This window comes from Halovulum sp. GXIMD14794, assembly GCF_054457455.1.
The window spans coordinates 1,013,898-1,028,962 of sequence record NZ_JBTLNF010000004.1 but is presented as its reverse complement, the minus strand read 5'-3'; the positions used below and the strand labels follow the sequence as shown (position 1 = coordinate 1,028,962).

The following is a 15,065-nucleotide window of genomic DNA, read 5'->3' as shown; positions in this document are numbered from 1 at the left end:
ATGTCGGATCACTTCTCTTTACAGGCCATGGCGCCGAAGACGGCCAATACGACGCGGCACGAGGCACTGAGGGCGTCGGCCAGCGCGCTCGAGCAGAGTTTTCTGGCAGAGATGTTGCGTCATGCTGGTGTGGCTCGGCCCCCCGAATCCGGCGGCGGTGGTGCCGGCGAGGATGCGTTCTCGGGTTTCCTCGCGGATGCGTATGCCGAGGAACTGACCCGCGCCGGCGGTATCGGCCTTGCGGACCATATCTTCGAGGCGTTGGTTCAAGGAGATGAGGCGCAATGATCGGGTCGGTTCTGAAGCGCGATTCCGGGCAGCGGGTCCTTTCGCTGCTCGAACAGTCGAAGCGGGCGCTTCGTGGCGCTGATTATCGGCTGGCCGAAGCGATAGGGCGCCAGATAGAGCGGGAACTGGAAACCTTTGATCCCGCCGGCGTCGACGACGTGATATTGCGCCGGATCGATGCAAGTGCACAGCACAATTGCAGACTCGCAGATGCTGCGCGGCGGGGGCTCGCGACGGCGTCCCAACTCAACGAAAAACTTCGCGCCGCGCGCGAGCACCTGTCGACCTATACCGGCCGGGGTCAGCGCCGCGACCTGGCTTCGCCCGATTGTTCAAAGGGGCGCACGGCCTGATCTCCCGGTCAGGATTTGTTTATCTAAAATCATAAATAACAGTGGGTTGTGGCGTTCTCGCGATTAACTGCCCGTTATGAGAATCGCGGTGATATCGACCTGCGACCACAAGCGGTCGGCGCGGTGGCCAGTTCAGAACTGGGCTTCGCAGGCGCCAGAATGGCGGACCGGTCTCTCGGAGGCCGCCCTTTCAAGCGGGCGCCGAATGCGTCCCAGCTCACTGAGGAAAGAACATGTCCAGCATTCTGACCAACAACGGCGCGATGGTTGCGCTGCAGACCCTGAACTCCATCAACAAGAACATGGCGACGACCCAGAACGAGATTTCGACCGGGATGAGCATCTCCTCGGCCAAGGACAACTCGGCGATCTGGGCTATTTCGACCGTCATGCGTTCGGATGTCGCGGGATTCGAGGCGATCTCGGAATCCTTGGCGCTTGGCAGTTCGACGGTCGCCGTGGCTAGGAATGCCGCGGAACAGATTTCCGATCTGCTGAACGAGGTGAAGGGAAAAGTCGTCTCTGCGCAGGAGGAGAACGTCGCTCGTGATAAGATTCAGGACGACATCAACGCGCTGCGCGACCAGATCGTCTCGATCACCGGCGCAGCGCAGTTCAACGGTCTGAACCTTCTCTCGGGTACCGAAAGCGTTTCGGTGCTGTCCTCGCTCGACCGTAGTACTGACGGTTCCGTTTCGCAGTCCAGCATTACCGTCGCCCGTCAGGACCTGACCACGGCAGCAGGGGCCTTCGGCGCCGATGCGGTCGCAAACGCCGGCGATCTGCTGACCGGGGACGCGAACGTGGGCGGGGCGCTGGCGGGCAACGCCGCCGCGAACGCCGTGGTGACGATCACCGACGCGGGTGTCGCGGATGGCGCCAGCTATCGGATCACGCTCCAGGGGGCAGCTGCGGCGGATATCGGGACGGACTTGCAGGAGTTCGAATACGTTGCGGTCGAGGGTGACACCGCGGCAGATGTCGTGACGAACCTCGCGGGCCAGATCCAGACGTTCCTGACCGACCAGGGCGCAAGCGAGGTCACCGTTGCCTCGGACACGACCGCCGGTACGATCACGATTGGCGTGGCTGGCGGTGCGGCCGCGGCAGACACCGTGACCGTCAACATCGCGGAAGCGCTGGGCGGAACCCAAGATGGCGGCCTGCTGGCGCTGGGCTCGATGGATGTCACCACCGACGAGGGGGCCGCGCAGGCGCTGACGGACATCGAATCGCTGATCCAGACCGCGGTGGACGCGGCCGCGCAGTTCGGTTCGGTCCAGGGCCGGATCGAGATCCAGTCGGATTTCATCGGGCAGCTGAGCGACTCGTTGAAGTCGGGGATCGGCGCGCTCGTCGATGCCAACATGGAAGAGGCTTCGGCGAGGCTCCAGGCGCTGCAGGTTCAGCAGCAGCTTGGGATCCAGTCGCTGTCGATCGCCAACCAGGCGCCGCAGAACATCCTGTCGCTGTTCCGGTAACCGCAGTTCGGGGGCGGGTATAAAGCCTGCCCCCGGCCATCTCGCCCGGCAGATGACAGCCGGGTCAGTGCCGACTCCAGAAAGGATGGCGACCGATGAATACCTCTACCCTGGCCCGCGACGCCTATGCCGTTACCTCCGCCATCGCGCCACTACCGCGGGAAACCGAATACCGGGCCTTTGCGAACGTCACCCGTCGGATCACCGAGCATTCGGGGAAGCCAACGGCGTTTCCGCAGCTGGCCGAGGCGGTGTTCCTCAATCAACGGCTGTGGATAACGTTGGCGGCAGACGTGGCGGGCGCGGAGAACGCGTTGACGCCCGAGCTTCGCGCGCAGATCTTCTACCTGTCCGAATTCACACGAACCCATTCCGCCAAGGTCCTGAACGAAGGCGCTTCGGCCGAAATCCTCGTCGAAATCAATACGGCGATCATGCGCGGGCTGCGCCCCGCAGCGGGAGTTCGGGAATGACCGGCCTAGTCCTGAAGCTTGGCCCGCGCGAGCGTGTCATGATCAACGGGGTGGTGATGGAGAACGGCGACCGCCGCGCCCGTCTCAACGTGATCAGCCGTGACGCGAATGTCCTCAGGTTGCGCGACGCAATCCACCCGCGCGACGTCAAGACACCGGTGACGCGGGTCTGTTATGTCGTGCAGATGGTCCTTGCGGGCGAGGCGGAACCGAAGGCAGGCCAGGAGCAGGCGCTGCGCGGGATCGAGCAATTGCGTTTTGTCTTCTGCGATCCTGAAAGCACGGCGCAGCTTCAGCTTGCCGCAGAATCGGTGCAGGCGCTGCGGTTCTATCCTGCTCTCAAGGCATTGAAGGCGCTTTTGCCACGAGAACAGGCGCTGTTGTCGTCCATGCCCGGCGGGAGCGCGTAATGTACCAGCCTGTCATTCCGCTGTCCGGCATTGCCGGTTGGAGCTTTCTCGGGCGCACTCAGGCTGCGCAGATGCAAAGTTTCGAGCAGAGTCCCCAGATGGCGCGCGAGACGGAGTACTTCCTCGAGAACATTTCTGCGGTCACCAGCGCCGAGGAACTGGTGCAGGATCGGCGGCTACTTGCGGTTGCCCTCGGTGCGTTCGGGCTGGGCGACGAAATCGGCAAGACAGCATTCCTGCAGAAGATACTGGGCGAAGGAACCGAGGACAGCGAGGCCCTGGCGAACAAGTTCGTCGATCCGCGATATGCAGCGTTCTCGAGGGCCTTCGGTTTCGGTGATTCCGGCGGTCCTCAGGTGGCGAATGCCGGCTTCGGTAAGGAAATCGTCAACAGCTACAAGCAGCAGCAGTTCGAGATTTCGGTCGGAAATGTAGACGAACCCATGCGTTTGGCACTGACCTTCCAGCGCGAGATTGGGGACCTTGCCGCCGCTGCCAAACAGGGAACGGGCGGAACGCAATGGTACCAGCTGATGGGAAGCCAGCCGCTGCGGACGGTGGTCGAGGCGGCCTTCGGATTGCCGGCCCAGTTCTCGGGTCTTGATGTCGATCGCCAACGCGAAACACTTGAGGACAAGGCTAACCAGTTGTTCGGATCGAGATCCCCCGCGGTGTTCGAGGACCCGGAGGCCGTGGAAACCATGATCAACCGTTTCCTCGCGCGGCGGCAAGCCGAGCAGGGGCCGACTGCCGGAACACCGGGCATCGGTGCGCTTACCCTGTTGCAATCCTCTGGCGGGGGCGTGACCAACCTGATCCTGTCGACGATCAGCCAAGGCTGAGGCTGCGTCTATCGTTGGAAACCCCGCTGGTCGAGGGCGCAAAAGACCGGCTGGGGAGCATGCGCCGATGACCTCGGCGGTTAGCTTGATCCGATGTCGAGCGCCTTGGCCAGCTCGGCAAAGGACGCTGTTGCCGTCTCGACGCCGGTGCTTCCAAAGAGCGCATCAAGCCGCGGCCAGATCCGCAAGGCCGCGTCGATATCCGGATCCGAACCGCGCACATAGAGGCCCGCCTGCACCATGGGTGCCGCTGTTTCGTAGGTTCCCAGGACCTCTCGCGCCAGGGAGATCATGCGGGTCTCCTCCGGGTCCGCCGCTTCAGGCAGACTGCGCGAGACAGAACGCCGGACGTCGATCGCAGGGAACCGGCCACGTTCCGCAATCTCCCGGTCGAGCACGATGTGGCCGTCCAGCACTCCACGTGCCATGTCGGCGACCGGTTCCTCCATGTCCGACCCGGCGACCAGGACCGAGAAGACTGCCGTAATATCCCCTTGTGTGCCGGCGCCGGGGCCCGCCCTTTCACAAAGCGCTGCGATCAGGCCGCCGGTCGAGGGCGGGAAAGCGCGAAGGCTCGCCGGTTCCCCTGCGGTCAGGGCGACGTCGCGGTGAGCCTCGGCCATCCGTGTGAGCGAATCCAGGATCAGAAGCACGTGTTCGCCCCGGTCACGGAAGTATTCGGCGACAGCCATGGTGGCCCAGGCGGCCCGGCGCTTCAGCAATGGGGATTGGTCCGAAGTCGCTGCCATCACGACCGACCTTTGCAGCCCCTCCGGCCCCAGAACGTTGTCGGCAAAGTGTCGCAGCTCGCGCCCCCGCTCTCCGACGAGGCCGATCACGATCCGGTCGGCCTCGGCCTCGCGTGCAATGCTCGCAAGCAGTGTGGATTTCCCCACGCCCGAGCCCGCGAAGATGCCGATTCGCTGGCCGCGTACCAGCGGCAACATCGTGTCGATTGCCGCAACCCCGGTTCGAATCCGCGCGCCCAAGCCGCGCCGAACAGCTGCCGGGGGCGGCGCGGCGCGTAAGGGCCGAGGATCTTGACCGCGTGCCAGGGGGCGCCCGTCGAGTGGTTCGCCGAACGCATCCACGATGCGGCCCTGCCAGCCGCTGTCCGGTCTGAAGCCGCTGTCCGGTCTTAAGACCACCTCGCGCCTGGCGGAAAGGCCAGCGCAGTCCGCGTAGGTCATGACAAGTGCGCGTTCCGTGTCGAGGGCGATGATCTCGCCGAGTGGTGTGCCGCAGGGCAGATCGATCCGGTCACCGGCACGCGCACCCACCCCCAGTCCGGTCACGTCTATGGAACCGGGTCGGACGGCCGCGATCCGCCCGTGCCTGCGCGAAAGCGGTGTCTCCCGGATGGTCTGGCAGATTGTTCTGAAGTCCGTCGTCATTTGTGTCGGTCCCTTCTGATCACAACGCTTTGTCAACCATCGGCTCTTAAGGAGGAGTTGCTGACTGTTAGGGAGAAGCCCGACATGAACCTGAATCTGAACCTTTTGAGCCTTGCCCGGGGACTGGCGGATCATTCCGCGGCGCGTCAGTCGGTGATCGCCCGGAACGTCGCCAACGCCGATACTCCGGGCTACAGGGCGCAGGATATCGCGTCCTTCGACGAGGCCATGGGCGAGCAGCAGCTTGGCTTGCGCGCCACGCGCGCCGGTCACGTGGCCGAGGACGGGGCGGCAGCGCGCTATCGCGTCGAAGCCAACACTGCCTTCGGGGCCGAATCGCCAAACGGCAACGATGTCTCGATCGAGGACCAGATGATGCGCGGGGTCGCGGCCCAGCAATCGCATGAATTAGCGATGGGCGTGATGCGCAAGTCCTACGACATCCTCTCGATGAGCATCGGGCGGCGGTAAGGGGGACCCGGCATGAGTGATCTGATCAAGATTATGGCTTCTTCGGCCAGCGGCATGGCGGCGCAGGGCGCGCGGCTGCGTGTGGTCTCCGAGAACATCGCCAACGCCGATACGCCCGGCTATCGCCGCAAGCTGGTCCCGTTCGAGAAGATTGCCCTCGGGCAGGGGACGGGGGGCGTGCGCGCGGGCCGCGTGGATCTTGACCGGTCCGAGTTGGAGCGGATCCACAACCCCGACCACCCGCTGGCCGGGGATGACGGGATGTACGAAGGCTCCAACGTGAAGCTGATGGTCGAACTGGCCGACGCCCGCGAGGCGCAGCGCAGCTACCAGGCGAATCTTCGGATGTTCGATCAGGCCCGCAAGATGACGAGCTCGGTGCTCGATCTGCTTCGCCGATAAGCACAGGTGACACCATGACTGATTTTTCCGCCACCGCGGCCGCGCGCGCCTATGCCAGCGCCTTTCCTGCAACCCGCCCGGCCGAACCGGTGGCCCAGACCGGGAGCGAGGGCGATGTCTCGTTCGGTGCGCTCGCCGGCGAGTTTGTCCAGGCGATGGGCGAGGCGGAGGATACGGTTGCTGCCGGCTTGACCGGACGGGCTGATCCACAGGCGGTGGTCGAGGCGCTGGCCGCAACCGAGATCGCGGTGCAGGCCGCTGTCGCGGTGCGCGACAAGGTCGTCGAGGCCTACCAGGAAATCCTGCGGATGCCGGTCTAGCGATGACCGAGGCGGAGCTTCTGGACGTGTTGCGTCAGGCGCTGTGGGTGACCGTGGCGGTCTCGGCGCCGGTTCTGACCGTCGCGCTGGTGTCGGGCCTTCTGATCGGCCTGTTCCAGGCGCTGACCTCGGTCCAGGAGATGACATTGACCTTCGTACCGAAGCTCGCCGCCATCGCCGTCACCTTCTGGGTGACCATGGCCTACTCGGGACGGATGCTGATCGGTTTCTACACGGATGTGATCGTCGGGCGAATCGCTCAGTGAGCGAAGGCTTTTCTTAACCCCCGCCCCGTTAGATGGGGCAAGGCCCGGCAGAATGCGAGGCGCAGGAACATGGATACATCGGTCTACGTGACGCTCTCCCGGCAGAACGGGCTGGCGAACGAACTTCAGGCGGTGGCGCACAACATCGCGAACATGTCCACGACGGGTTATCGCCGCGAGGGCGTGGTGTTCGCCGAGATGGTCCAGGCGCTGGAGGCCGAGGGCGGGTCCGTCGCGATGACGGATGCCCATGCACGGATTACCGGCATGGGGCAGGGCGCGATGGCTGCAACCGGGGGCCAGTTCGACCTGGCGATCGATGGACCGGGTTTCTTCATGGTGGAGACCATTGACGGCCCGCGGCTGACGCGTGCTGGGGCCTTCACACCCAACGAAGGGGGCGAGCTGGTCGACATGGCTGGGCGGCGGCTTCTGGATGAGGGCGGCGCGCCAATCTTCGTGCCGCCCGATGCGATCAACATCGCGGTCGCCGGCGATGGGTCGGTCAGTGCCGACGGGCAGCCCCTTGCGCGTATCGGGCTTTTCGTCGTCGACGATCCGACTGCGCTCAGCCGCGAGGATGGCGTGCTGTTCCGCAGCGCGGTCGATCCCCGCCCAGCCGAAGATGGCGCGATCCGGCAGGGTTTTCTGGAAGGCTCGAACGTCAATGCGGTGGCCGAGATGTCGCGCATGATCGAGGTGCAGCGCGCCTATGAGGCCGGCCAGCGCCTGATGGACAAGGAAGATGAACGGATCCGCCAGGTGATCGACACTCTGGCGGCCCGCTGACGCTGAAGGAGACCAGGAATGAGAGCTTTGGACATCGCCGCAACCGGCATGGACGCGCAGCAGATGCGGGTCGAGATCATTTCGAACAACCTCGCGAACATGAGCACCACCGCCTACAACGCGCGGCGGGCCGATTTCGCGGATCTGCACTACCAGCAGGTCGCTGCTGCGGGCACGATCAACGCGGCGGACGGCACAACGCTTCCGACCGGTGTGCAACTGGGACTGGGCGTTCGTGTCGCCGCGGTGTCGATGGACATCGGTCAGGGCGCGCTTCAGGCCACGGGCGGTGAGCTCGATCTGGCGATCGAGGGGGACGGCTACCTGGAGGTCGCGCTGCCGAACGGCGCCTCGGCCTATACGCGCGATGGCGCGCTGAAACGCTCCGGCGAGGGGGTGATCGTGACCTCGTCCGGCTACGAGACGATCCCGCCGATCACCATTCCCGAAGACGCCCGCGCGGTGACGATCAACCCCGACGGCGAGGTCTACGCCAGCTTCAGCGACGAGGTCGAACCGCAGCTGCTGGGCACGCTGGAACTGGCCAGCTTCGTGAACCAGAAGGGGCTCGAGGCGATCGGCGACAATCTTTACCTGGAGACGCCTGCTTCAGGGCAGCCATTGATCGGCGCGCCCGGCGAGGATGGTCGCGGCACGCTACGACAGGGTTACCTGGAGGCGTCATCGGTCGATGCTGTGCGTGAGATCAGCGACCTGATTTCTGCGCAGCGCGGATATGAGCTGAACGCCAAGGTCATCACCGCCGCCGACCAGATGCTGGGCGCGACGACCCAGATCCGGTGATGAACATGCGCGCCGCCCTGTTTCTTCTGGCCCTGACCGCTCCGGCGCCGCTGGAGGGGCAGGTTCTGGTCGTCAACCGGACGATCCCCGCGCAGACCATCGTCGGCGCGCAGGATGTCAGCCTGCAGGACGGCGAAGTGGCGGGCGCGCATCGTGCCATAGACGAGGTCGTGGGGCTTGAGACCCGCGTCACCCTCTATCCTGGCCGGCCCGTGCGCATGGGCGACTTGGGACCGGCGGCGGTGATCGAGCGCAACGAGGTCGTCACCCTGCGCTACAGATCTGGTGCGCTGGTGATCGAGACGGATGGCCGAGCGCTCGACCGGGCGTCGGTGGGAAAGGGGGTGCGGGTCATGAACCTTGGATCGCGCGCCGTGGTCACCGGCCGCGCGGCCGGACCGGGACTTGTGGAGGTCGGAAGATGAAATGCGTATCCATGCTCGGCGTGCTGGCAATGCTTGCACTGGGCGCTTGCGACAGGCTTGAGAATGTCGGCAAGGAGCCGTCGTTCTCGCCCGTCGGGGAGCCGGTTCGCCCTGCCACCATGGGCGTGACCCAGGCGCGGGCGGCGATTGCCGCGGCCCCGCCGGTCGAGGCACGCATCGGTCAGCAACGCGCCTCGCTCTGGCATTCCGGGCCGACATCGCTGTTCGGCGACCGCCGGGCCAGCCGTCGCGGCGACATCATGACCGTGCTGATCGAGATCGACGACGAGGCGGCAATCCGCAACTCGTCCTCCCGGTCAAGGGCGGGGTCGGACAGTCTTGGGGCGGCTCATCTGGCCGGTGTGCCGCAGATCATCGACAGGGTGCTGCCAAGCGGGTCGAGTTCGGCCAACCTTGCCGACCTGAACTCGGCGTCGTCGTCCTCGGGTGAGGGCGAGGTCCAGCGCCGCGAGGAAATCACGCTTCGCATCGCGGCCACTGTGGTCGACGTCCTGCCCAACGGCCACATGGTGATTCAGGGCAGCCAGGAGGTCCGGGTGAATTTCGAGTTGCGTGATCTGCAGGTCGCCGGGATCGTCCGGCCCGAGGACATTTCGCGTCAGAACACGATCACCTATGACAAGATCGCCGGTGCGCGTATCGCCTATGGTGGTCGTGGCCAGATCACCGACGTGCAGCAGCCGCGCTATGGTCAGCAGGTGCTCGACATCGTGCTGCCCTACTGAGCGGGGCGGGTGATGAAGAAGCTGATTCCACTGGTTCTGATCCTGATCGGCCTTGGCGGCGGTGTCGCTGCCGGGCTCGTCCTGAAACCCGGCGCTGCCGAGTGCGATGCCGCGCATGAGGACGATTGCGCCGTGTCGGAGAAAGAGGACGAACCGGATCTGAGCGCGCCGACCGAATTCGCGGATTTCGGCCGGCAGTTCGTCGTGCCGATCGTCAAGGACGACAGGGTCCAGGCGCTGGTCGTCGCCACGCTCTCGGTCGAAATGGCCGAAGGTGAGGGCGAAAAAGCCTACGCCCGCGAACCCAAGCTGCGAGACGCGTTCCTGAACGTGCTGTTCGTGCATGCCCATTCTGGGGGGTTCGACGGGGCGTTCACCTCGCGGTCCGCAATGGCCGATCTGAAAGGCCGCCTTGTCGAGACCGCGAAGCCGATCCTCGGCAAGGGTTTTCGGGATGTGCTGATCACCGAGATCGTGCGGCAGGACCTCTAGCCAAGATTAATCCCAGGGACGAGGGCGATGCGCTGGCGGTGCGTCGTCCTCTCGTCGTTGAGCGGCTTTTTGCGCCGCGCGCGCCTGATCGGCGTCAAGTTCGGCCAAGGCGCTTTCCTGCCCCAGGGCCACCGAGAGCTCCTGTTTCCGGTCGGGCAGCGCGCCTTTCACTTGTTGAAGCGTTCTGGATAGTTCGCTGCGCTTCCGACCGCGCCAGGTTTCCCGCAGCCCGGCCGAGAGGAACGCGGACACGTCTGCCGCCCCCTGTTCGGGCAGGTCGGTTTCAGGTGGTCGGTCGAGTTCTGCCAGCTGGTCCGCCAGCGCGCGCTGTCGGGTAAGGCTGGTCGCAAGATCGGCTTCGGCGCGCTGCCGCCGGATAGCGGCCAGTTTGCGTAGCCGCGCCAATTGTATCGGGGTCATGGCTGGCCTCCGGTCCGTTCGCGCATCCTTCGGCGCATGTCCTCTGCGAAGCGGATCGCCGCCGCGACGGCGCGATAAAGCTCGGGCGGGATCTCGTCACCGATCTCGACCGTGGCATGAAGCGTGCGCGCCGTCGGCGGGTCGTGCTGGATCGGAACGCCGGATTCGCTGGCGATCTCGCGGATCCGCAGCGCGATCTGGTCGGTGCCCTTGGCCACGCAACGAGGTGCGGATCCGCGCTTGCGGCTCCAGGCAAGGGCGACGGCATAGTGCGTCGGGTTGACCAGCACGACGTCGGCGCGGGGCACATCCGACAGCATCCGGTTCGTGGCGATCTCGGTCGCGCGCTGCCGCCGCTTGGCTTTGAGCATCGGATCGCCCTCGGATTCCTTGCTTTCGTCCCGAAGTTCCTGAAGCGTCATCTTCAACTTGCGCCGATGATCGAAGCGGACCCAGGCCAGGTCGATGCCGGCGATTGCCACAGACAGGATCGCGACGCCGACGAGCAGCTTCTGGACGAGGCTGAGCATCAGCGCCACGACACTCGCGGGTGCCCCCCGGACCGATCCGATTACGGCGTCCAGTTCGGCGGACAGTATGACGCTGACCAGAACGGTCACGGCCGACATCTTTACCAGCCGCTTGAGGAACTCCATCAGTCCTGTGGGCCCGAACCGGTTCTTCAATGCTGACAAGGGGGACAGGCGCGAGAGCTTGGGAAGTAACTTCTCGGGCGCGAATACGATTGCGCGCTGGGCCATGAGACCGGCGATTGCTCCGAGCGCGGGCAGCAGGAACAGCGGCGCCGCGACCGCGAGAACCGCGCCAAGCCCGCCCAGCAGGACGCTGCCCCCGCCTGGGGCCAGCACGGCACCGCTCAGCTGATCGGCTCGGCCGAGAAAGGTTGCCAGCGCGGTACCGCCGACCGACCAGGTCGCGGCCCCGCCGACAATCGTGCCCAGCAGTAGACCGAGGTAGACACCGGCGACCGTCACCTCGTCCGAGCGGGGAATGTCGCCCCGGCGTCGAGCGTCCTCGAGTCGCTTTTCGGATGGCTCGTGGGTCTTCTCGCCGCTTTGCTCCTGGCCGCTGCTCACCTGCCAATGCCCGTGAGAAACGGGTCTGCCAGCACTTCGTCGAGGCGGCCGTTCCAGACGCCCAGCATCACCGGCGCGGCGATCAGGAACAACGCAAGCGTCGCCCCGGTGATGAGTGGGGCGCCGATGAAGGCGACCATCAGTTGCGGCATGGCGCGGTTGATTGCCCCGAGTGCTAGGTTGTAGAGCAGCGCCGCGACCACGAATGGCGCGGCCAGCGTGAACCCCAGCGAGAAGGCGGCGGAGGCGTGGCCGAGGCCCCATTCCGCAACGCCCGCGCCGGGCAGCGCAGCGCCGATGCCAAGAGTGGCGTAGCTTGCGATGACGCCGGCCACGATCTTGATCGGCAGCCCTGTGACCATCGCCAGTGCAATCCCGGCCATCGTCAATCCGTTGCCCATCGCCGGCAAGGGGTCCGGTGCGACTCCGGGACCGGCGACCTGCGCCAGGGCCGTCGACTGCCCGGCGATGCTGCCTGCCAACTGGATCGCGTGCAGCATCATTCGCGCGGCAAGGCCGATCAGTACGCCGATCGCGGTTTCGGTGATGGCGAACATTGCAAACCTCGGGATCGAAACGGTCGCCGGGATGCCGGTGGTATCCAGCGCCGGCGTCACGATCACCGTCAGCGCCAGCGAGGCGGCCAGTTTCACGCGCATCGACAGGTAGCTTTCACCGAAACCCGGCATCAGCCCGACGACCGCGCCGATGCGCAGGAACACCAGTACCGCAGCCAGCAGGTGCGACTCCAGTTCCGCCTGCAGGGCCTGGAGCAGATCGAACATCAGGCGACCCCGAGCATTGTCGGTTTGCGGTCGGTGCCGATCTCTTCGAACGAGAGGACTGGGGCGCGAATCCCCTTGGCGGATAGGACGGTCTGCACGAACCGGCGCCTGCGGCCTGATGTGACCAGCGCCGGGTAGCGGCCGGAGCGGGCCGCGTCGCCCATCCGGTTCGCGACCGCTTCGGCCAGGCGGTTGAACTCCATCGGGGGCAACGCGACGTCGAGCGCGCCGCCCGGTCCTTCGGTCTGATGCTGGACGAACAGCTCTTCCCACTTAGGGCCGAGCTGGACCAGGGGAAGCGCGCCGTCTGGTTCCTGCAGGCCGGCGGTGATCTGGAAGCCGAGTCGCCGCCGGACATGCTCGCACAGCGCTTCGGCGTTGTTCGTGGCCTGGTTCATCTCGCCGATGGCCTCGAGGATGATCGGCAGGTTGCGGATCGAGACCTGTTCGGCCAGCAGCAGCCGCAAGACCGCCTGCAGCTGGTCCACCGGCACCTTGTCGGGGACGTATTCGTCCAGGATCCGCCGGTTTGCGGTCGCGCGCGCGCCATCCGAAGGCGCGACGAATTCGTCCAGCAGGCGGCGCAGAGTCCGGCGGGTGAAGAGGCGGGCAAAGTTCTGCTTCAGAACTTCGAGCAGGTGGGTGGCGATCACCTCGGTCGGCGTGACAACCGAGAACCCGGCGAGCGAGGCGGTTTCCTGCTCTGACGGGGCGATCCAGCGGGCCGGTGCGCCGTAGACCGGTTCGGCTACGTCGCGACCCGCAGGCTCGGGCGGGCTTGCGTCTGCCGTCAGCATCAGGACTTGGTCCCGCTCCAGCGAGCCGCGGGCGGTCTCCACCCCCTGGATCCGGATCGCGTATGTGCCCGAGGGAAGCGTCGTGTCGTCGGTCAGCCGGATCTCGGGCAGGACGAAGCCGAATTCCTGCGCGATATGATGGCGCATGTTGACGATCCGCGCGTCGAGGCCCGTCGCATGGTCCATCACCGTGCTGACCAGATCGGGCGCGAACTGAAGGTGAATTTCGTCGAGATCCAGCATGTCGCCGAGCTTCTTCTGCGGCGGCCCGGCGGGCAGCGCTTCGGGTTTCCTGGCCTTCTCGGCTTCGGCCTTGGTGAAGCGGCGCGCGGCTTCGCCCCCAGCGCCAAGGATGGCGGCGCCGATCAGGAACGGCATAAGGGGCAGGCCGGGGATCAGCGCGAACAGCGCCATCAGACCGGCGACGGTGAAAAGCGCCGTGGGATAGCCGCCCAGTTGCCGCAGCATCGCCTGGTCGGCCGAGCCTGCCGCGCCACCTTTTGAGAGCAGGATCGCCGTCGCGATCGAGATGATGACGGCAGGGATCTGGCTGACCAGACCATCGCCGACGGTGAGAATCGCATAGGTCTCGAACGCGCGGCCCAGCGGCATGCCGTGGGCGAAGACCCCGATGGCAAGGCCCATGATGAGGTTCAGCAGGGTTATCAGCAGGCCGGCGACCGCGTCGCCCTTGACGAATTTCGACACGCCGTCGAGCGAGCCGAAGAAGGTGGTTTCCTCCTGCTCGCGAGCACGTCGGGTGCGCGCCTCGTCATGGCTGATCGCGCCCGAGGCGAGGTCGCTGTCGATCGCCAGCTGCTTGCCCGGCATCCCGTCGAGGGCGAAGCGCGCGCCGACCTCGGCCATGCGGCCCGCGCCCTTGGTTATGACGATGAAGTTGACGATCAGCAGAACGCCGAACACCACCAGCCCCAGGAACAGAGAGCCGCCCATGATGAACATGGCGAACCCCTCGATCACGCCGCCGGCGGCCGATGTGCCCTTGTGCCCGCTGCCGATGATCAGCTTGGTCGAACTGACGTTCAGCGACAGGCGCAGCATAAGCGAGGACAGCAGGATCATCGGGAAGGCCGAGAAGTCCAGCGGCCGCTCGATGAACAGAGTCACGGTGAAGATCAGGATGGCGAGGCCGAACGAGGCCGAAAGCCCGAGGTCCAGCACGATGGCGGGCATTGGCAGGATCATCATCACGATCACCGCCATCAGGGCGATCGACAGCAGGACCGTGGGCTGGAACAGGCGCGCGGGGTTCATGTCAGTAAAGCGGGCCACGCGGGGCGGCGAGGATCGGCGCGCCCTCGGGTAGGGACAGGACCGCCGCCAGGCTGCCGCGCGGCGCGGACCGTGGCAGTCCGACACTGGCCCCGCGCGGGTAGTGCTGTGCGACGGCGACGGTTCGGTTCCGGTCAGTCTGCGGTTTGGGTTTTACCGGTGTTGCCGGAACCGGCGGGGGTACCTCGCCCGAAAGCCGCGCCAGGATACGCTCGAACCGGGCCTGGTACTTGGTCGCGTATTTCGGTGTGCGGGAGTGATAGGCCCCGGCCGATTTCGCCCAGGACCCGGTTTCCGCATAGAGGCGCTTCAGGAATTCCGCGGCGTAAAGAGCGTTGCGGTAGGGGTCGAACATCTCTTCGACCGAGGCGAAGGCGTTGCCGTGCCAGCGATAGTTGATCTGGAAGCACCCGACGTCATAGCTGCGCGCCCCCCGAGCGTGGTGCTGTCGCACATAGTCCAGCGCCGAGGTGTTGTCGTCGAACCAGGTGCCCTTGCCTTCCATGTTGACGGTCCAGGGCCAGGGTTGCAGCTTTCCGTCGCGATTGCGTCCGGTCTCGGTCAGCGAGATCGCGCGGAGCACCGCGTATGGCACACCGGTATCGCGCGCGGCACGGGCGCCCGCCTGGTCACACAGATCGGCCGAGCCAAGGGCCGGGGCGGCCCACAGCAGGCAGGCCGACAGGAAGGCAATAATCCGGGGCACGGGGATTCTCC

Annotated in this window: 21 protein-coding genes; 15 read left to right on the top strand and 6 right to left on the bottom strand. The window is 65.6% G+C overall.

Annotated elements, in window-relative coordinates:
- The 6 genes from ACW9UR_RS11710 (at position 1) to ACW9UR_RS11685 (ending at position 3,847) form a co-directional block, all read left to right on the top strand.
- The gene (locus ACW9UR_RS11710; protein WP_458917143.1) at positions 1 to 288 is read left to right on the top strand and encodes a rod-binding protein; all 288 of its coding nucleotides are present in this window, start codon (positions 1 to 3) and stop codon (positions 286 to 288) included.
- Entirely contained in the window at positions 285 to 641 is a 357-nt protein-coding gene (locus ACW9UR_RS11705) for a hypothetical protein (RefSeq protein ID WP_458917142.1), read from the top strand. Before ACW9UR_RS11710 ends, ACW9UR_RS11705 begins: the two co-directional genes overlap by 4 nt.
- A 233-nt stretch (positions 642 to 874) precedes the next feature.
- Positions 875 to 2,122: a flagellin N-terminal helical domain-containing protein gene (locus tag ACW9UR_RS11700; RefSeq protein WP_458917141.1), complete on the top strand. Its 1,248-nt coding sequence runs from the start codon at positions 875 to 877 to the stop codon at positions 2,120 to 2,122.
- A gap of 95 nt (positions 2,123 to 2,217) precedes the next feature.
- Positions 2,218 to 2,595, top strand: coding sequence for a flagellar biosynthesis regulator FlaF (gene flaF, locus ACW9UR_RS11695; RefSeq protein ID WP_458917140.1), 378 nt, complete (start codon positions 2,218 to 2,220; stop codon positions 2,593 to 2,595).
- Positions 2,592 to 3,005: a flagellar biosynthesis repressor FlbT gene (locus ACW9UR_RS11690; protein ID WP_458917139.1), complete on the top strand. Its 414-nt coding sequence runs from the start codon at positions 2,592 to 2,594 to the stop codon at positions 3,003 to 3,005. The genes flaF and ACW9UR_RS11690 overlap by 4 nt, the downstream gene beginning before the upstream one ends.
- Positions 3,005 to 3,847, top strand: coding sequence for a DUF1217 domain-containing protein (locus tag ACW9UR_RS11685; protein WP_458917138.1), 843 nt, complete (start codon positions 3,005 to 3,007; stop codon positions 3,845 to 3,847). The genes ACW9UR_RS11690 and ACW9UR_RS11685 overlap by 1 nt, the downstream gene beginning before the upstream one ends.
- Positions 3,848 to 3,927: 80 nt before the next feature.
- Here the strand turns inward: ACW9UR_RS11685 and ACW9UR_RS11680 are convergent, their stop codons facing one another.
- Positions 3,928 to 5,241 carry a FliI/YscN family ATPase gene (locus ACW9UR_RS11680; protein WP_458917137.1) on the bottom strand — a complete coding sequence of 438 codons (1,314 nt, stop codon included), beginning with the start codon at positions 5,239 to 5,241 and terminating at the stop codon, positions 3,928 to 3,930.
- An 84-nt stretch (positions 5,242 to 5,325) separates the two neighbouring features.
- Between ACW9UR_RS11680 and ACW9UR_RS11675 the strand changes: the two genes are divergently transcribed.
- From ACW9UR_RS11675 to ACW9UR_RS11635, 9 genes are all read left to right on the top strand, one after another.
- A complete protein-coding gene (locus tag ACW9UR_RS11675; RefSeq protein ID WP_458917136.1) occupies positions 5,326 to 5,712 on the top strand; it encodes a FlgB family protein in 387 nt (128 codons plus the stop codon).
- Between the two features lie 12 nt (positions 5,713 to 5,724).
- Complete coding sequence (flgC, locus tag ACW9UR_RS11670) at positions 5,725 to 6,114, top strand: flagellar basal body rod protein FlgC (protein WP_458917135.1); 390 nt, start codon at positions 5,725 to 5,727, stop codon at positions 6,112 to 6,114.
- A gap of 14 nt (positions 6,115 to 6,128) precedes the next feature.
- On the top strand, positions 6,129 to 6,434 hold the full coding sequence (locus tag ACW9UR_RS11665; protein ID WP_458917134.1) for a flagellar hook-basal body complex protein FliE: 306 nt from the start codon (positions 6,129 to 6,131) through the stop codon (positions 6,432 to 6,434).
- A gap of 2 nt (positions 6,435 to 6,436) precedes the next feature.
- Positions 6,437 to 6,700 carry a flagellar biosynthetic protein FliQ gene (locus ACW9UR_RS11660; protein ID WP_458917133.1) on the top strand — a complete coding sequence of 88 codons (264 nt, stop codon included), beginning with the start codon at positions 6,437 to 6,439 and terminating at the stop codon, positions 6,698 to 6,700.
- Positions 6,701 to 6,769: 69 nt separating this feature from the next.
- Positions 6,770 to 7,489, top strand: coding sequence for a flagellar hook-basal body complex protein (locus ACW9UR_RS11655; RefSeq protein WP_458917132.1), 720 nt, complete (start codon positions 6,770 to 6,772; stop codon positions 7,487 to 7,489).
- A gap of 18 nt (positions 7,490 to 7,507) precedes the next feature.
- Complete coding sequence (flgG, locus tag ACW9UR_RS11650) at positions 7,508 to 8,293, top strand: flagellar basal-body rod protein FlgG (protein ID WP_458917131.1); 786 nt, start codon at positions 7,508 to 7,510, stop codon at positions 8,291 to 8,293.
- 5 nt (positions 8,294 to 8,298) lie between these two features.
- Positions 8,299 to 8,718, top strand: a complete 420-nt coding sequence (gene flgA / locus ACW9UR_RS11645) for a flagellar basal body P-ring formation chaperone FlgA (protein ID WP_458917130.1) — start codon at positions 8,299 to 8,301, stop codon at positions 8,716 to 8,718.
- The gene (flgH, locus tag ACW9UR_RS11640) at positions 8,715 to 9,464 is read left to right on the top strand and encodes a flagellar basal body L-ring protein FlgH (RefSeq protein WP_458917129.1); all 750 of its coding nucleotides are present in this window, start codon (positions 8,715 to 8,717) and stop codon (positions 9,462 to 9,464) included. The genes flgA and flgH overlap by 4 nt, the downstream gene beginning before the upstream one ends.
- Positions 9,465 to 9,476: 12 nt before the next feature.
- Positions 9,477 to 9,956 carry a flagellar basal body-associated FliL family protein gene (locus ACW9UR_RS11635; RefSeq protein WP_458917128.1) on the top strand — a complete coding sequence of 160 codons (480 nt, stop codon included), beginning with the start codon at positions 9,477 to 9,479 and terminating at the stop codon, positions 9,954 to 9,956.
- A gap of 6 nt (positions 9,957 to 9,962) precedes the next feature.
- Here the strand turns inward: ACW9UR_RS11635 and ACW9UR_RS11630 are convergent, their stop codons facing one another.
- From ACW9UR_RS11630 to ACW9UR_RS11610, 5 genes are read right to left on the bottom strand one after another with little or no spacing between them, the layout of a single operon-like run.
- Positions 9,963 to 10,376: a hypothetical protein gene (locus ACW9UR_RS11630; protein WP_458917127.1), complete on the bottom strand. Its 414-nt coding sequence runs from the start codon at positions 10,374 to 10,376 to the stop codon at positions 9,963 to 9,965.
- On the bottom strand, positions 10,373 to 11,473 hold the full coding sequence (locus tag ACW9UR_RS11625) for an EscU/YscU/HrcU family type III secretion system export apparatus switch protein (RefSeq protein WP_458917126.1): 1,101 nt from the start codon (positions 11,471 to 11,473) through the stop codon (positions 10,373 to 10,375). Before ACW9UR_RS11625 ends, ACW9UR_RS11630 begins: the two co-directional genes overlap by 4 nt.
- Positions 11,470 to 12,258 carry a flagellar biosynthetic protein FliR gene (locus tag ACW9UR_RS11620; RefSeq protein WP_458917125.1) on the bottom strand — a complete coding sequence of 263 codons (789 nt, stop codon included), beginning with the start codon at positions 12,256 to 12,258 and terminating at the stop codon, positions 11,470 to 11,472. Before ACW9UR_RS11620 ends, ACW9UR_RS11625 begins: the two co-directional genes overlap by 4 nt.
- Entirely contained in the window at positions 12,258 to 14,330 is a 2,073-nt protein-coding gene (flhA, locus tag ACW9UR_RS11615) for a flagellar biosynthesis protein FlhA (RefSeq protein ID WP_458917187.1), read from the bottom strand. Before flhA ends, ACW9UR_RS11620 begins: the two co-directional genes overlap by 1 nt.
- 1 nt (position 14,331) lies before the next feature.
- Positions 14,332 to 15,054, bottom strand: coding sequence for a transglycosylase SLT domain-containing protein (locus ACW9UR_RS11610; protein WP_458917124.1), 723 nt, complete (start codon positions 15,052 to 15,054; stop codon positions 14,332 to 14,334).
- Positions 15,055 to 15,065: the final 11 nt, after the last annotated feature.

Bases quoted from the DNA above. Each gene is read 5' to 3' on its own strand.
- ACW9UR_RS11635 (WP_458917128.1), top strand. From the start codon at position 9,477: ATGAAGAAGCTGATTCCACTGGTTCTGATCCTGATCGGCCTTGGCGGC.
- ACW9UR_RS11680 (WP_458917137.1), bottom strand. From the start codon at position 5,241: ATGACGACGGACTTCAGAACAATCTGCCAGACCATCCGGGAGACACCG.
- ACW9UR_RS11710 (WP_458917143.1), top strand. From the start codon at position 1: ATGTCGGATCACTTCTCTTTACAGGCCATGGCGCCGAAGACGGCCAAT.
- ACW9UR_RS11655 (WP_458917132.1), top strand. From the start codon at position 6,770: ATGGATACATCGGTCTACGTGACGCTCTCCCGGCAGAACGGGCTGGCG.
- ACW9UR_RS11675 (WP_458917136.1), top strand. From the start codon at position 5,326: ATGAACCTGAATCTGAACCTTTTGAGCCTTGCCCGGGGACTGGCGGAT.
- flaF (WP_458917140.1), top strand. From the start codon at position 2,218: ATGAATACCTCTACCCTGGCCCGCGACGCCTATGCCGTTACCTCCGCC.
- flgA (WP_458917130.1), top strand. From the start codon at position 8,299: ATGCGCGCCGCCCTGTTTCTTCTGGCCCTGACCGCTCCGGCGCCGCTG.
- flgC (WP_458917135.1), top strand. From the start codon at position 5,725: ATGAGTGATCTGATCAAGATTATGGCTTCTTCGGCCAGCGGCATGGCG.
- ACW9UR_RS11685 (WP_458917138.1), top strand. From the start codon at position 3,005: ATGTACCAGCCTGTCATTCCGCTGTCCGGCATTGCCGGTTGGAGCTTT.
- ACW9UR_RS11705 (WP_458917142.1), top strand. From the start codon at position 285: ATGATCGGGTCGGTTCTGAAGCGCGATTCCGGGCAGCGGGTCCTTTCG.
- ACW9UR_RS11630 (WP_458917127.1), bottom strand. From the start codon at position 10,376: ATGACCCCGATACAATTGGCGCGGCTACGCAAACTGGCCGCTATCCGG.
- ACW9UR_RS11700 (WP_458917141.1), top strand. From the start codon at position 875: ATGTCCAGCATTCTGACCAACAACGGCGCGATGGTTGCGCTGCAGACC.
- flhA (WP_458917187.1), bottom strand. From the start codon at position 14,330: ATGAACCCCGCGCGCCTGTTCCAGCCCACGGTCCTGCTGTCGATCGCC.
- ACW9UR_RS11690 (WP_458917139.1), top strand. From the start codon at position 2,592: ATGACCGGCCTAGTCCTGAAGCTTGGCCCGCGCGAGCGTGTCATGATC.
- ACW9UR_RS11620 (WP_458917125.1), bottom strand. From the start codon at position 12,258: ATGTTCGATCTGCTCCAGGCCCTGCAGGCGGAACTGGAGTCGCACCTG.
- ACW9UR_RS11660 (WP_458917133.1), top strand. From the start codon at position 6,437: ATGACCGAGGCGGAGCTTCTGGACGTGTTGCGTCAGGCGCTGTGGGTG.
- ACW9UR_RS11665 (WP_458917134.1), top strand. From the start codon at position 6,129: ATGACTGATTTTTCCGCCACCGCGGCCGCGCGCGCCTATGCCAGCGCC.
- flgG (WP_458917131.1), top strand. From the start codon at position 7,508: ATGAGAGCTTTGGACATCGCCGCAACCGGCATGGACGCGCAGCAGATG.
- flgH (WP_458917129.1), top strand. From the start codon at position 8,715: ATGAAATGCGTATCCATGCTCGGCGTGCTGGCAATGCTTGCACTGGGC.